The following is a 12,395-nucleotide window of genomic DNA, read 5'->3' on the forward strand; positions in this document are numbered from 1 at the left end:
GGCCGTCATCCAATCGGTCCAATGCCAATCTTCGTCGTCACTCATCGACAGGATTGATAGGTTGATGCGCGTGTTGGACGTGACACGCCTACGGGTCCTGGCCGCGGTGTCCCGGTACGGCTCGGTCACCACCGCCGCACGCGCCCTGGGCTACGCCCAAGCCTCGGTGAGCCACCACCTTGCCCGGCTGGAGGCCGAGACGGGCTGCCAGCTGACCCAGCGGGTCGGCCGCGGTATCCGGCTCACCGAAGCAGGACAGATGCTGGCGCAACGAGCCGAGGAGATCCTCGGGCGACTCGACGTGGCAGAGGTCGACCTTGCGGCGTACACGGGGCTACGCGCCGGACGCGTCCGGTTGGCCGCCTTCCCGTCCGCGTTGGGAACCTTCGTGCCGGCCGCCGCCGCCGCGTATCTCACCGCGCACCCCGGCGTCGAGGTGCGCTTCACCGAGGCCGAACCACCGGACGCGATCCGACTGCTACGCACCGGGCAGGTCGACGTCGCCGTCGTTTTCAGCTATCCGGACGCGCCACCGGGCGACGGGCTGCGGCACACCCCTCTGCTGACCGAGGACATCTTTCTCGTAACGCCGACCGGGATGACCGGTGATCAGCTGTCCGACCACGCCCGTCAACGATGGATCGGCGGCTGCGAACGATGCCGGGATCATCTTCTCCGCCTGTGCGCCACAGCCGGATTCCAGCCTGAGATCGCATTCACCACCGACGACTACGTCGCCGCCCAATCACTGGTCGCCGCCGGCTTGGGTGTCACCACACTGCCCGCTCTGGCCCTGGCCGCGCAGCGGCACGATGGCGTACGAACCGTCCAGATCCCCACGGCGCAGCGGCGTGTCGACGCCGTCGTGTACGGCGAACCACCCGACCCGCCGGCCACCGCCGCACTGCTGACCCAGCTGACCCGAGCCGCCGCGACCCACCGACCGATGAACCTGATCGGAAGGAAAGCGGTTCACCGCCCCTGAGACGATCGGATGCGCCCCCGGTCGCCACCACGGCGTCGGAGCAGCCACCAGCCGAGCCAGGAGGCGACCACCACGATCGCCACCAAGGCCATCACCCACTCGCTGTAGCGCTCGGGATAGAGCACGCCCTCGACGTACCGGTCGATGAAACCGCGCATCGCGCCGGTTTCCCCGGCCCGCCGCCGGGACCAGTGCTCGGCGTAGGTCAACGGGCAGTCCAGGCCGGCCGCGACCACGGCGGCCCCCCAGCCGGCGGCGGCCACGTGCAGCCAGCCGGTCCGGGGCCACCGCCAGGCCAGGAAGCCGCCGACCACCAGGTACACCAGGAAGCCGAAGTGCAGCACCAGGATCAGCGTCGTCAACAGCCGGTAACCCATGGAACCTCCCACCGGCCAGGTTAGTTAGCCAGCGGCCCGATGCCATGGGTACGCGAACCTAGGTCAGACCTCCACCACCGTGGGTACGATCATCGGCCGTCGGCGGTAGGCATCGTTCACCCAGCGCCCAACGGTCCGGCGGACGATCTGCTGAAGCTGGTGCGGATCGGTGATGCCGTCGGTGGCGGCCCGGCCGAGCGCCTCGGTGATCAGCGGAATGACCGGACTGAACGCCTCCGGATCGTCGGAGAAACCCTTCGCGGAGACGGTGGGGCCACCGACGACCTTGCCGGTCACCGAGTCGACCACCACGGTGGCCGAGATGAAACCACCGTCGCCGAGCATCCGCCGTTCGGTGAGCAGCGACTCCCCCACGTCCCCGACAGCCAGCCCGTCGACATAGACGTACCGGCTCTTGACGTGGCCGACCAGCGCCGCCCTCCCCTCGACCAGGTCGACGACGTCGCCGTCCTCACAGAGCACCACCCGGTCGGGGGCGACCCCGGACTCGATGCCCAGCCGGGCGTGCGCCCGCAGGTGGCGCCACTCGCCGTGCACCGGCATCAGGTTGCTCGGCCGTACGACGTTGAGCAGGTAGAGCAGTTCGCCAGCGGGGGCGTGCCCGGAGACGTGCACCTTGGCGACGTCCTTGTGGATGACGTTCGCACCGGCCCGGGAAAGCTGGTTGATCACCCGATAGACCGAGGTCTCGTTACCCGGCACCAACGAGCTGGCCAGCACCACCGTGTCGCCGGGGGCGATCGTGATGTGCCGGTGGTCGCCGGTGGCCATCCGACCCAACGCGCTCATCGGCTCGCCCTGCGAACCGGTCGACATCAGCACGATCCGGTCTGGCGGCAGGGCCGTCGCCTCGTCGATCCCGACGACCAGACCGGCCGGAATGTTGAGTAGACCCAGGTCCCGGGCGATGCCCATGTTGCGTACCATGGACCGGCCGATCAGGGCGACCTTGCGGCCGTGCTCCTGGGCCGAGTCGAGCACCTGCTGCACGCGGTGCACGTGCGAGGCGAACGAGGCGACGATGATCCGGCCGGTGGCCTTGGCGAAGATCGAGTCGAGGATCGGTCCGATCTCCCGCTCCGGGGTCACGAACCCGGGGATCTCCGCGTTGGTCGAGTCGGAGAGCAGCAGGTCGACACCCTCGGCCCCGAGCCGGGCGAACCCGGCAAGGTCGGTGATCCGACCGTCCAGCGGCAACTGGTCCATCTTGAAGTCGCCGGTGTGCAACACCAGACCGGCCGGGGTACGGATCGCCACCGCCAGCGCGTCCGGGATCGAGTGGTTGACCGCGAAGAACTCGCACTCGAACGGGCCCAGCCGCTCCCGCCGCCCCTCCCGTACGGTGAGGGTGTAAGGCTCGATCCGCCGCTCGGCGAGCTTGGCCTCCACCAGGGCGAGGGTGAACTGCGAGCCGACCAGCGGGATGTCCGGTTTATGAGCCAGCAGGTACGGCACCGCACCGATGTGGTCCTCGTGTCCGTGGGTCAGCACGATCGCCTGCACGTCGGCGAGCCGGTCGAGAATCGGCGTGAAGTCCGGCAGGATCAGATCGACGCCGGGCTGCTCGACATCGGGAAAGAGCACCCCACAGTCCACGATCAGTAGCTTGCCGTCGTATTCGAAGACCGTCATGTTGCGGCCGATCGCGCCCAACCCGCCCAGCGGAATGATCCGCAGACCACCCTCGGGCAGCGCGGGCGGCAGATCCGCCTCGGTGTACGTCACGGTCATGCCGCCCCCTCGCTACGCTCGCTCATGCCGTCTCCTCGCTCCGCTGCGGGACGACATCACACCTGCGCCGACCGATTCACTCGCCACGCTCGCTCATGCCCCTCCTCGCTCCGCTGCGGGACGACATCACACCTGCGCCGACCGATTCGCTCGCCACGCTCGCTCATGCCAGTTCCAGGCCCGCGTCTGCACAGTCCCGCCGCAACTGCTCGATCTCAGTGTCCGTGGCCGCCACCAGCGGCGGACGAACCGGACCAGCCGGCAGGCCATTGGCCGCCATCGCGGCCTTGACGAGGATGGTGCCCTGGGTCCGGAAGATCCCGGTGAACAGTGGCAGCAGCCGTCGGTGCAGTGCCAACGCCGTACCGGTGTCACCAGCGTCGTACGCCTCGATCATCTGCTTGGTGAGCGCGCCGGTCAGGTGGGTGGAGGTGCCGACCAGGCCGACCGCGCCGACAGCCAACGCGGGCAGGGTCAGCGAGTCCTCACCGCTGTAGAAGGCCAGGTCGGTCCGGCTGGTGACCCAGGAGCTGGCGGTCAGATCGCCCTTGGCGTCCTTCACCGCGACGATCCGGTCATGCTCGGCGAGCCGCACCAGGGTCTCGGTGGCGATCGGCACACCCGACCGCTGCGGAATGTCGTAGAGCATCACCGGCAGACCGGTGGCGTCGGCCACCGCCGTGAAGTGCGCCAGCACGCCGGCCTGCGGTGGCTTGTTGTAGTACGGCGTCACGACCAGGAGCCCGTCCGCACCCGCCTTCTCGGCGGCGGCGGCCAGCTCGATGGTGTGCCGGGTATCGTTGGTACCGACCCCCGCGACGACCTTGGCCCGACCGCCGACCGCCTCGACCACGGCCCGGATCAGCTGTTCCTTCTCCGCATCGGTGGTGGTCGGCGACTCACCGGTGGTGCCGTTGATCACGAGCGCGTCGTTGGCCTGCTCGTCGACCAGGTAGTTCGCGAGCCGGGCCACACCGTCGAAGTCCACGGAACCATCCGTGGTGAACGGCGTGACCATGGCCGTCAACAGGCGCCCGAAGGGACGCGGAAGTGCCCGCCGGTCGGAGCCGGCGGGAAGGTCGTGGGTCATGCAACCAACCTAGCGGAAGGACGCGGCAGCGCCGCTGGGGAAGGACTCAGGACTGTCGCCGAGGAAGGCTCAGGACTGCTCGGCGTACGACGTCGTCGCGATCTCGGTACCGTCGGGCAACGCGGAGATCGTGAAATCGGCGAAGATGTTCGGAGCGACGCGCTGGAGCTGGCGAAGGCACTCGACGGCCAGCTCACGGATCTCCACGTCGGCCTGCTCGGTGGCGCGCATCTCGATGAAGTGCCGCCAGGCCCGGTAGTTACCGGTGACCACGATCCGGGTCTCGGTGGCGTTGGGCAGCACCGCCCGGGCCGCCTGGCGAGCCTGTTTGCGGCGCAGTGTCGGATTCTCCACGTCGGCGAACCGCTGCTCCAACCCCTCCAGCAGTTCGTTGTAGGCGCGCACACTCGCCTCGGTGGCGGCCACGAACTGCTTGTGCAGCTCCGGGTCGGCGGCGATGACGGCCGGCTCGACCATGGCGGCGTCCCGCTCGGGGACGTAACGCTGGGAGAGCTGGGAGTAGGAGAAGTGCCGGTGCCGGATCAGCTCGTGGGTGAACGAGCGGGACACCCCGGTGAAGTAGAAGGTCACGCTGCCGTGCTCCAGCACGGAGAGGTGACCCACCTCCAGGATGTGCGCCAGGTAGCCGGCATTGGTCGCGGTGGCCGGGTTGGGCTTGCGCCACGACTGGTAGCAGGCCCGGCCGGCGAACTCGGCGAGCGCCTGCCCACCCTCAGCGTCGGTCGACCACGGTACGTCTGCGGGCGGCTCGAAATGCGTCCATGCGATGAGGCTGACCTGGGGCGGCACGATCTCCGGCATTCCTGAAACTCTAGTTGCCCCGGTTCCGGCCGGCATAACTGCCACCCGGGTGACCTCGGCCGCACCGGCTGCCGGCCGTACGACACCCAGCCTCGACGTCGATCAGGTTGGATGGATTCGACGGTCCCCTGCCAAGGCAGGTCAGACGTAGAACCAGGTGAACGGGGCCCAGGGCACGTTACGGGCGACGCTGAAGACCATCCAGACGGCCAACACCACACCGATCGTCTTGTTCGAGACCGGCAACTGGGGCAGCCGTCGACCCGACATGTGCTGGACGGCCCACGCCACGTAGAGGTAGAGCAGGAACGGCAACACGAAGACGAACAGGAGATGGTGGCGAGCGGCGGCCGGCAGGTCGCCGTGCAGGACGTACCACATCGCCCGGGTGCCACCACAGCCCGGACAGTCCAGCCCGGTGGTCATCTTGAGCAGGCAGGTGGGGATGGCGTCGGCGCTGCTCCGAGTCGGATCGACGAGCAGCGTGTAGCCCACCCCGGCGGCCATGCAGGCCAGCGCCGCCACCGGGGCCGCCCATCGGGGCGAGCGGGTGTAGAGCCGGGTGAAGAAGCGGGTGAACCGGTCCGGTTCGACCGGCTCGTAGACCACGCCGGGGTACTGGCCGTCGGCGTAGGCGGGATACGGATATCCCGCAGGGTGCGCCCCGGCGGGTGGGGCTGCGGTGTCGCCGTCGGCGGTAACGTACGACGATGTGGCTGGCGATTCCTGCTGCGTCGAGACCGTCGCCGTGGACTCGGCCGCCGGGCCACCAACGTTCGTCATCGTCGCTCCACCCCATCGTCCGCCGGTCGTCTCACCGTACACCGGTGATGCCGGCCAACGCGGCGGCGAGCGGGCCGGCGAGATCGCCCGCAACGGGCGGTGCCACCGCGCTCAACCCGAGCCACCCGGCGAGCCGGTGCAGTTCGGCGGCGAGCGCCAGCGCGGTGTCGGCCACATCGACGCCGGGCTCGATCCAGGCGGCCGGCACCAGCAGCACTCCCGCCTTCCGGTCGGCCTTAAGGTCGACTCGCGCGGCGAGCCGGTCGCCGTGCAGGAACGGCAGCACGTAGTAGCCGTACACCCGTTGCGGGGCCGGCACGTAGATCTCGATCCGGTAGGTGAAGCCGAACAGCCGCTCGGTCCGGCCCCGTTCCCAGATCAACGGGTCGAAGGGGCTGACCAGGGTGCTGGCTCGGACCCACCGGGGCAGTCGGGCCTGGGCGTGCAGGTAGGTTGGGCTCGGCCAGCCCGGCACCCGCACCCGCAGCAGTTCGCCGGCCTCGACCAGCTCGGCGATGGCGACTCGGGTGCCGGCCAGCGGCAGCCGGAAGTAGTCCCGCAGCTCGGGCTCGGCCGCGACCCCCAGCGCGCGGGCGGCCACGGCGACCAACTGCCGGTACGCGGCGGCCGGAGCCAGCGTCGGGGCGTCCAGCACCGTCGCCGGCAGCACCCGCTCGGGGAGGTCGTAGCGTCGGGCGAAAGCGGTGGTACGGGTGGCGGCGGTCACCTCGCCGGACCAGAACAGGAACTCCAGGGCCTTCTTGACCGCTGACCAGTTCCAGCCCCAGTTGCCGGTCTCCCGGGGGGCGTCGTGTTCGATCTCGGCGGCGGTCACCGGACCCCGGGCGCGCACTTCGTCGCGTACCCACTCGACCAGTTGCGGTTGCTCGGTGGCGATCTGCCGCATCCCGCCCCAGGCGGACGTGCGGGCTGCGGCCATCCGCCAGCGCAGCGCCGGGTGTGTCTCGACCGGCAGTAGGGACGCCTCGTGTCCCCAGTATTCGAACAGCTCGCGCGGCCCCCGGTAGGCGGCTCGGTCCAGCAGCGAGGTCGGGTAGGGACCGAGCCGACTGTAGAGCGGCAGGTAGTGCGCCCGTTGCAGCACGTTGACCGAGTCCATCTGGAGCAGGCCGATGCGCCCGAGTACGCGGCGTAGGTGCCGCCGGTCGGGCATGCCGGTGGGCATCGGGTCGGCAAACCCTTGGGCGGCGAGTGCGATGCGGCGGGCCTGGGCGGGGGAAAGGGATTCGGGCATGACCATCGGCCAGCAGGCTAGCCGACGGGTACGACAGCGACGCCAGTTCCCGGCGCGGAGGCTGGACCGGCCGGTGGACCTGACGGAAAATATACGGATGGTAGCGATTCGCCTGGAACGTCCTGATGACGCGCTGGCGATCGCCGGGGTACACGTACGCGCTTGGCAGGCGGGCTACGCCGGAATCATGCCCGCCGAGGTGCTCGATCGGCTCAACGTCGCCGCCTGGGCGCAGCGCCGCCGGGAACGAGGCACCGCCGAGCCGGAGCACCCGTTCCGCACGCTCGTCGCCACCGCCGACGACAGCGACAGCGACAGCGACAGCGACAGCGAGGAGATAGTCGTCGGGTTCGCCACCGTCGGCCCGTACCGCACCGGGCAGGACCCGGAGGATCTCGACCACCGGTACGGCGAGATCCTGACCATGTACGTCGAGCCGACCCGCTGGGGCACCGGTATCGGCCGGGCGCTGCTGGCGGCGGCCGTGACCGAGCTGGCCGGTCGCGGCTGGACCGAGTTGCGACTGTGGGTGCTGGCGGAGAACAGCCGGGGTCGCCGCTTCTACGAGCGGGCCGGACTAGCGCCCGACGGGGACCGGACGGTGTTCAGACTTCAGTGGTCGCGGGGACGGCCGCCGGTGGGGCTGGTCGAGCTGCGCTATGCCGCCCGGCTCAGCGCCCTGGCCACCACCGGTGGCCGAGGACCGATCTCCGACGTCCGGCCGGTCGACGGTGCCCGGACCGTCGACGGGTCGAGCAGCCCCGCCACCCGAACCGATCCGATCGTCGAGCGGTGACCACCGCCGGATCGGCAGGGCGAGCAGGGCGAGGCTGATCCAGACGTAGACGTTGCTGCCCAGAAAACCGGATACGCCGCCGAAGTCCCATTCCCAGATCCAGACGATCCGGCTGATCAGGAAGCCGTACGCGACGACCGCGCCGGCCAACAGCCAGCGGCGTCGGCGGCTACGGGCGGGGGCCGCGTAGGCGTTGTCGACCAGCAGCACCAGGGCCGGGAGCAGCCAGACCAGGTGATGCACCCAGGTCACCGGGCTGACCAGGCAGCCGAGCACGCCGGTCAGCGCCAGCCCGGTGGCCTCGTCCCCGGCGGCCACCGCCGCCCGGCAGCGCCATGCCCAGACCGCGACGACCACGACGACCAGCGCCAACCAGGCCAGCGTGCTCGGTTCGCTCGGGTTCAACCGGGCGACCACGCCACGTAGCGACTGGTTGGAGATGAACGTCAGCTCACCGACCCGGTCGGTGTTCCACAGCGCCTCTGTCCAGAAGGTCCGGGACTCGTTCGGCGCGACCGCACCGGCGAAGAGGGTGGCCGCAGCGGCCGTACCCATCGCGGTGACCGCCGCCCGCCACCGACCGGTGACCAGGAGGTAGATGATGAAGACCCCGGGGGTGAGCTTGATCGCGGTGGCCAGCCCGATGCCCACCCCGCCCCATCGGCTGCCCCGACCGACCAGGCGCAGCAGGTCAGCCCCGACGAGGAAGAGCAGCAGCATGTTGACCTGGCCGAAGTCGACCGTCTCCCGCATCGGTTCGAAGGCCGCCGCCAGGCAGAGCGCGATGGCCAGGGCGAACCACCGCGTCCAGCCGACCCGGCGGGCGATCGGGTCGACCAGCCACCACAGCAGCAGGGCGCTGGTCACCACACTGGCGGTCACGCTGATCACGATCGCCGCCAGCCACGGGACGTACGCCATGGGCAGCATGATGAGCGCGGCGAACGGCGGATAGGTGAAGCCGTACTTGCTGTTGGGCTTGAGCCAGTCGTAGAGCTGCCCGTCGTCGATGACCCAGTGACGCATCGCGCCGTAGTAGACCTTCAGATCGAAGAACGCGTGTCCGACCGCCGCGATGGCGAGGAACGCGGTCACCCCGACGACCAGGGCGATCACGAAGATGACCTGATGCCGGGTACGCCATCGGGCACCCTGCGGCATCCTTGCCTCCCTCACGTTGCGTAGGCTCACCAGTCATGGCTCTCGGGTACGTCCGCCCGGCGCGTCCGGAGGACGCCGCCGATATCGCACGCATTCAACTCGCGACCTGGCGGGTCGCCTATCGCCGCATGCTGCCCCGACACGTGCTCGACAATCTGGACGAGGCGTGGCTGGCCCGCAGGTGGAGCGCTGCGATCGAGGCACCACCGTCCCCCCAGCACCGGGTGCTGGTCGCCGTCGAGCAGGCCGAACAATCGTATCTGGTGGGTTTTGCCGCATCCGGTCCGGCCGACGAGGAGGCCCTGGCCCCCGGCGAACCAGCCGAGGCCCTGGCCGACCGGGTGGTCGCGGTGACCGACCTGCTGGTCGAGCCTCGCTGGGGTCGTCGCGGCCACGGCAGCCGACTGCTCGCGGCCAGCGTGGACCTGTGGCGCGAGGACGGTCACGCCACTGCGGTGGCCTGGGCGTTCGACGGTGACCAGGCCACCCGCAAGTTCCTGACCAGCACCGGCTGGGAGCCGGACGGGGCGGCTCGGGCCCTCGATGTCGACGACATGCTGGTCAACCAGCTCCGTCTGCACGTCTCGCTGATCCCGGCCACCGACGGACCTACCCCACCGGAGTGATCACTTCGCGCCGCTGATGACCGGGGATCCGAGCGCTTCAGCAGCTCCGAGAAGCTCGGCTAGCACCGGCAGGGTGGTGACGCCCTCGCTGCCCAGGAAGTGGCCGGCACCTGGGACGACGTGGACCTGGGCCTTCAGCCGATCAGCTAGGGCAGCGGAGGCAGCGGGAGGGACGACGGTGTCGTCGTCAGAATGGATCACGTGACGCTGCCGGATGTTCGGTACGACCGCCGTGAGGTCCACGCCGTCGGCGAGGAAGTCGTCCAGGACGGGAAGCACATCGAGTCGGCCGGTGAAGCCCGAGACCAGGATCGCGCCACCGAGGGTCCACGGCTGCGGCAGTACCGCCAGACGCCGTAGCACGGTGATCGCGCCCAGGCTGTGCGCGACGATCCAGGTCTGCTCGTCGACGTCAGGCAGTGCGGCGCTGACCGCCTCGTGCCAATCCGCTGCGGAGGGCGCCTGCGGCTCGGGCAACGACAGGACTGTCACATCGACGCCCCGTGCGGTGAGCAGGTCCCGTAGCCACGGGAACCAGTGGTCATCGGGTGTTGCCCCGTAGCCGTGGACGACGAGCAGCCGCTTGATCTGCGCATCCGACATGGGCGGTACGGCTGGAACATCCGACGCGATCGGTGCGGTTGGAGTAGGCACGGCCAAGACCGTAAGGGTTGACGCCGACGTCAAGGTCAAGTCCAGGGAGGGCGAATGCGGATCGGGGAGTTGTCGGCGAAGGCCGGGGTCAGCCGGCGCGCGCTTCGCTACTACGAGGAGCAGGGGCTACTCGCCGCACGGCGAGAGGCCAACGGCTATCGGGAGTACGCCGAAGACGCGCCCCTGGTGGTGCGCCAGATCACCGGGCTGCTGGCATCGGGACTCAACTCGGACGCCATCCGCCGCTTCCTTCCCTGCGCCCGTGGGGTCGAGCCCGAGCTACGGATGTGCCCAGAACTGCGGGCCCAACTGGAACAGCGCAGGGATGAACTGAACCGGCAGCTGAACCAGCTCACCGTCCAGGTGGGCCGGCTGACGGCACACCTGGACCGAAGCAGTACGGCCTAGTCGAGCAGGGCGTCCAGACCGACGGTGAGACCGGGTCGGTTCGGCACCGAGCGGACGGCCAGCAGCACCCCGGGCATGAACGAGGCACGGTCGAAGGAGTCGTGTCGGATGGTGAGGGTCTCGCCGGTCGTACCGAAGAGCACCTCCTGGTGGGCGACCAGACCGGTGGCGCGTACGGCGTGTACGCGTACGCCGTCGACGTCGGCCCCCCGCGCGCCCGGCACCTCGTCGGTGGTGGCGTCCGGCGACGCGCCCAGCCCGGCCTCGGCGCGGGCCTGGGCGATCAGCCGGGCGGTGTGCGTCGCGGTGCCGCTGGGCGCGTCGAGCTTCTTCGGGTGGTGCTGCTCGATGATCTCGACGGACTCGAAGTAGCGCGCGGCGCGGGCGGCGAACTGCATCATCAGTACCGCCCCGATGCCGAAGTTGGGGGCGACGACCACCCCGACCTCGGGCTTGTCGGACAGCCAGCCGCGCACCTGGTCCAGGCGCTGCGCGGTGAAGCCGCTGGTGCCGACGACCACGTGGATGCCCTGGTCGATGCACCAGCGCAGGTTGTCCAGCACCGTGTCCGGGGTGGTGAAGTCGACCACCACGTCAGCACCGGCATCCACGAGGGCGGACAACTGGTCACCCTGGTCGATCATCGCCACCAGTTCGAGGTTGTCGGCGGCCTCGACGGCCCCGCACACCTCGGTGCCCATCCGACCCCGCGCGCCCAACACCCCGACTCGCAGCGGTTCCGTCGACGCCCTGCCCGCCAGCTCACGCTCGTCACTCACGGGGCACAACCTATCCCAACGGCAGTCGCCCCACCTGGGTAGGCACGGTCAACGGGAGGGGTTGGTCAGCAGGTTGTCGATCTGCCCCATCGCCAGGCGCATGCCTTCATCCATACCCATGCTCAGCAGCTGCTCAAAATCCTCAAGGCTGCTGAACCGGTTGACCGTCGTCATCCGCGCCCCGGTCTCGGTCCCTTCGATGGTGACGGCGATCGAGACCACCGGTGCGGAGGCATCGGGTTCGCCGTCCTCACCGGCGAAGCCATCGTCGAACGCCAGCCGGAACGGCGCCTCGATCGCGGTCATCGTCCACCAGCCATGCGCCAGCTGCCCATCCGGGCCGGTCATGTGGTAGCGCGACTGCCCACCGACCACGAAGTCGTGCTGTTTGAAGGTGGCTGGCCAGGTCGGCGGCCCCCACCACCGTTCCAGCTGTCGCGGGTCCTCCCACACCTGCCACACCCGTTCGACACCGGCATCGAACTCGGCGACGAAGGTAAGCGTGAGCGCCTGCTCGTCCTTGTGGACACTGATCACGGCCATCGGGTCACTGCCTTTCTCGATCTTCTGCCAGGAGTTGTTCGATACCGCCAACGCGGTCCCGCCAGAGCTTCTCGTAGGCCGCGAGCAGCTGCGCCGCACGTCGAAGCGACGTGACGTCTGCGTGTACGACCTGCTCCCGCCCGCGTCGTTCTTTGCTGACCAGGGCGGCCCGCTCCAGGACCGCGACGTGCTTCTGGACTGCCGCAAAGCTCATCGAATAGTGCTGGGCCAGGGCAGACACCGACTGCTCCGCGCGCAGGACACGGGTGATGATGTCTCGACGCGTGGCGTCCGCCAGGGCGTGGAAGATGAGGTCCACGTCTGCGGTATCCGACTTATCTACAACCATTTGGTTGTACGTTAG

Annotated in this window: 14 protein-coding genes and 1 pseudogene; 4 read left to right on the forward strand and 11 right to left on the reverse strand. The window is 69.4% G+C overall.

Features of this window, described 5'->3' with window-relative positions; translation table 11 throughout:
- Positions 1–70 precede the first annotated feature (70 nt).
- Entirely contained in the window at positions 71–985 is a 915-nt protein-coding gene (locus tag FHR38_RS05565; RefSeq protein WP_184533366.1) for a LysR family transcriptional regulator, read from the forward strand.
- Here the strand turns inward: FHR38_RS05565 and FHR38_RS05570 are convergent.
- The 6 genes from FHR38_RS05570 to FHR38_RS05595 form a co-directional block, all read right to left on the reverse strand.
- Entirely contained in the window at positions 973–1,362 is a 390-nt protein-coding gene (locus FHR38_RS05570; RefSeq protein WP_184533369.1) for a DUF2784 domain-containing protein, read from the reverse strand. The two genes, FHR38_RS05565 and FHR38_RS05570, sit on opposite strands and share 13 nt — an antisense overlap.
- A gap of 63 nt (positions 1,363–1,425) precedes the next feature.
- On the reverse strand, positions 1,426–3,114 hold the full coding sequence (locus FHR38_RS05575) for a ribonuclease J (protein ID WP_184533371.1): 1,689 nt from the start codon (positions 3,112–3,114) through the stop codon (positions 1,426–1,428).
- A 163-nt stretch (positions 3,115–3,277) separates the two neighbouring features.
- The gene (gene dapA / locus FHR38_RS05580) at positions 3,278–4,204 is read right to left on the reverse strand and encodes a 4-hydroxy-tetrahydrodipicolinate synthase (RefSeq protein WP_184533373.1); all 927 of its coding nucleotides are present in this window, start codon (positions 4,202–4,204) and stop codon (positions 3,278–3,280) included.
- A gap of 69 nt (positions 4,205–4,273) precedes the next feature.
- Entirely contained in the window at positions 4,274–5,026 is a 753-nt protein-coding gene (gene thyX / locus FHR38_RS05585) for an FAD-dependent thymidylate synthase (protein WP_184533375.1), read from the reverse strand.
- Between the two features lie 141 nt (positions 5,027–5,167).
- Positions 5,168–5,809, reverse strand: a complete 642-nt coding sequence (locus FHR38_RS05590) for a DUF2752 domain-containing protein (protein WP_184533377.1) — start codon at positions 5,807–5,809, stop codon at positions 5,168–5,170.
- Positions 5,810–5,840: 31 nt separating this feature from the next.
- Entirely contained in the window at positions 5,841–7,070 is a 1,230-nt protein-coding gene (locus FHR38_RS05595) for a winged helix-turn-helix domain-containing protein (protein WP_184533379.1), read from the reverse strand.
- 181 nt (positions 7,071–7,251) lie between these two features.
- Between FHR38_RS05595 and FHR38_RS31970 the strand changes: the two are divergent.
- Positions 7,252–7,629, forward strand: a pseudogene (locus FHR38_RS31970) (GNAT family N-acetyltransferase); the annotation flags it as partial.
- Between the two features lie 12 nt (positions 7,630–7,641).
- On the opposite strand, the gene FHR38_RS05605 reads toward FHR38_RS31970, so the two are convergent.
- On the reverse strand, positions 7,642–9,021 hold the full coding sequence (locus tag FHR38_RS05605) for a glycosyltransferase 87 family protein (protein WP_246446962.1): 1,380 nt from the start codon (positions 9,019–9,021) through the stop codon (positions 7,642–7,644).
- 35 nt (positions 9,022–9,056) lie between these two features.
- On the opposite strand from FHR38_RS05605, the gene FHR38_RS05610 reads away from it, so the two are divergent.
- The gene (locus tag FHR38_RS05610) at positions 9,057–9,647 is read left to right on the forward strand and encodes a GNAT family N-acetyltransferase (protein ID WP_184533383.1); all 591 of its coding nucleotides are present in this window, start codon (positions 9,057–9,059) and stop codon (positions 9,645–9,647) included.
- Here FHR38_RS05610 and FHR38_RS05615 read toward each other — a convergent pair whose 3' ends face one another.
- Positions 9,648–10,301: an RBBP9/YdeN family alpha/beta hydrolase gene (locus tag FHR38_RS05615; RefSeq protein WP_312881870.1), complete on the reverse strand. Its 654-nt coding sequence runs from the start codon at positions 10,299–10,301 to the stop codon at positions 9,648–9,650.
- A gap of 54 nt (positions 10,302–10,355) precedes the next feature.
- On the opposite strand from FHR38_RS05615, the gene FHR38_RS05620 reads away from it, so the two are divergent.
- Complete coding sequence (locus FHR38_RS05620; RefSeq protein WP_184533385.1) at positions 10,356–10,709, forward strand: MerR family transcriptional regulator; 354 nt, start codon at positions 10,356–10,358, stop codon at positions 10,707–10,709.
- On the opposite strand, the gene dapB is transcribed toward FHR38_RS05620, so the two are convergent.
- The 3 genes from dapB to FHR38_RS05635 are packed head-to-tail and all read right to left on the reverse strand — an operon-like array spanning position 10,706 to position 12,380.
- The gene (gene dapB / locus FHR38_RS05625) at positions 10,706–11,497 is read right to left on the reverse strand and encodes a 4-hydroxy-tetrahydrodipicolinate reductase (RefSeq protein WP_221448918.1); all 792 of its coding nucleotides are present in this window, start codon (positions 11,495–11,497) and stop codon (positions 10,706–10,708) included. The genes FHR38_RS05620 and dapB overlap by 4 nt on opposite strands.
- A gap of 39 nt (positions 11,498–11,536) precedes the next feature.
- On the reverse strand, positions 11,537–12,031 hold the full coding sequence (locus tag FHR38_RS05630) for an SRPBCC family protein (RefSeq protein ID WP_184533389.1): 495 nt from the start codon (positions 12,029–12,031) through the stop codon (positions 11,537–11,539).
- Positions 12,032–12,035: 4 nt separating this feature from the next.
- Positions 12,036–12,380, reverse strand: coding sequence for an ArsR/SmtB family transcription factor (locus tag FHR38_RS05635; RefSeq protein WP_184533391.1), 345 nt, complete (start codon positions 12,378–12,380; stop codon positions 12,036–12,038).
- Positions 12,381–12,395 lie beyond the last annotated feature (15 nt).

It is taken from the genome of Micromonospora polyrhachis (genome assembly GCF_014203835.1).
GTDB classification, from domain to species: Bacteria; Actinomycetota; Actinomycetes; order Mycobacteriales; family Micromonosporaceae; genus Micromonospora_H; species Micromonospora_H polyrhachis.

Bases quoted from the DNA above. Each gene is read 5' to 3' on its own strand.
- FHR38_RS05570 (WP_184533369.1), bottom strand. From the start codon at position 1,362: ATGGGTTACCGGCTGTTGACGACGCTGATCCTGGTGCTGCACTTCGGC.
- FHR38_RS05575 (WP_184533371.1), bottom strand. From the start codon at position 3,114: ATGACCGTGACGTACACCGAGGCGGATCTGCCGCCCGCGCTGCCCGAG.
- dapA (WP_184533373.1), bottom strand. From the start codon at position 4,204: ATGACCCACGACCTTCCCGCCGGCTCCGACCGGCGGGCACTTCCGCGT.
- thyX (WP_184533375.1), bottom strand. From the start codon at position 5,026: ATGCCGGAGATCGTGCCGCCCCAGGTCAGCCTCATCGCATGGACGCAT.
- FHR38_RS05590 (WP_184533377.1), bottom strand. From the start codon at position 5,809: ATGACGAACGTTGGTGGCCCGGCGGCCGAGTCCACGGCGACGGTCTCG.
- FHR38_RS05595 (WP_184533379.1), bottom strand. From the start codon at position 7,070: ATGGTCATGCCCGAATCCCTTTCCCCCGCCCAGGCCCGCCGCATCGCA.
- FHR38_RS05605 (WP_246446962.1), bottom strand. From the start codon at position 9,021: ATGCCGCAGGGTGCCCGATGGCGTACCCGGCATCAGGTCATCTTCGTG.
- FHR38_RS05610 (WP_184533383.1), top strand. From the start codon at position 9,057: ATGGCTCTCGGGTACGTCCGCCCGGCGCGTCCGGAGGACGCCGCCGAT.
- FHR38_RS05620 (WP_184533385.1), top strand. From the start codon at position 10,356: ATGCGGATCGGGGAGTTGTCGGCGAAGGCCGGGGTCAGCCGGCGCGCG.
- FHR38_RS05630 (WP_184533389.1), bottom strand. From the start codon at position 12,031: ATGGCCGTGATCAGTGTCCACAAGGACGAGCAGGCGCTCACGCTTACC.
- FHR38_RS05635 (WP_184533391.1), bottom strand. From the start codon at position 12,380: ATGGTTGTAGATAAGTCGGATACCGCAGACGTGGACCTCATCTTCCAC.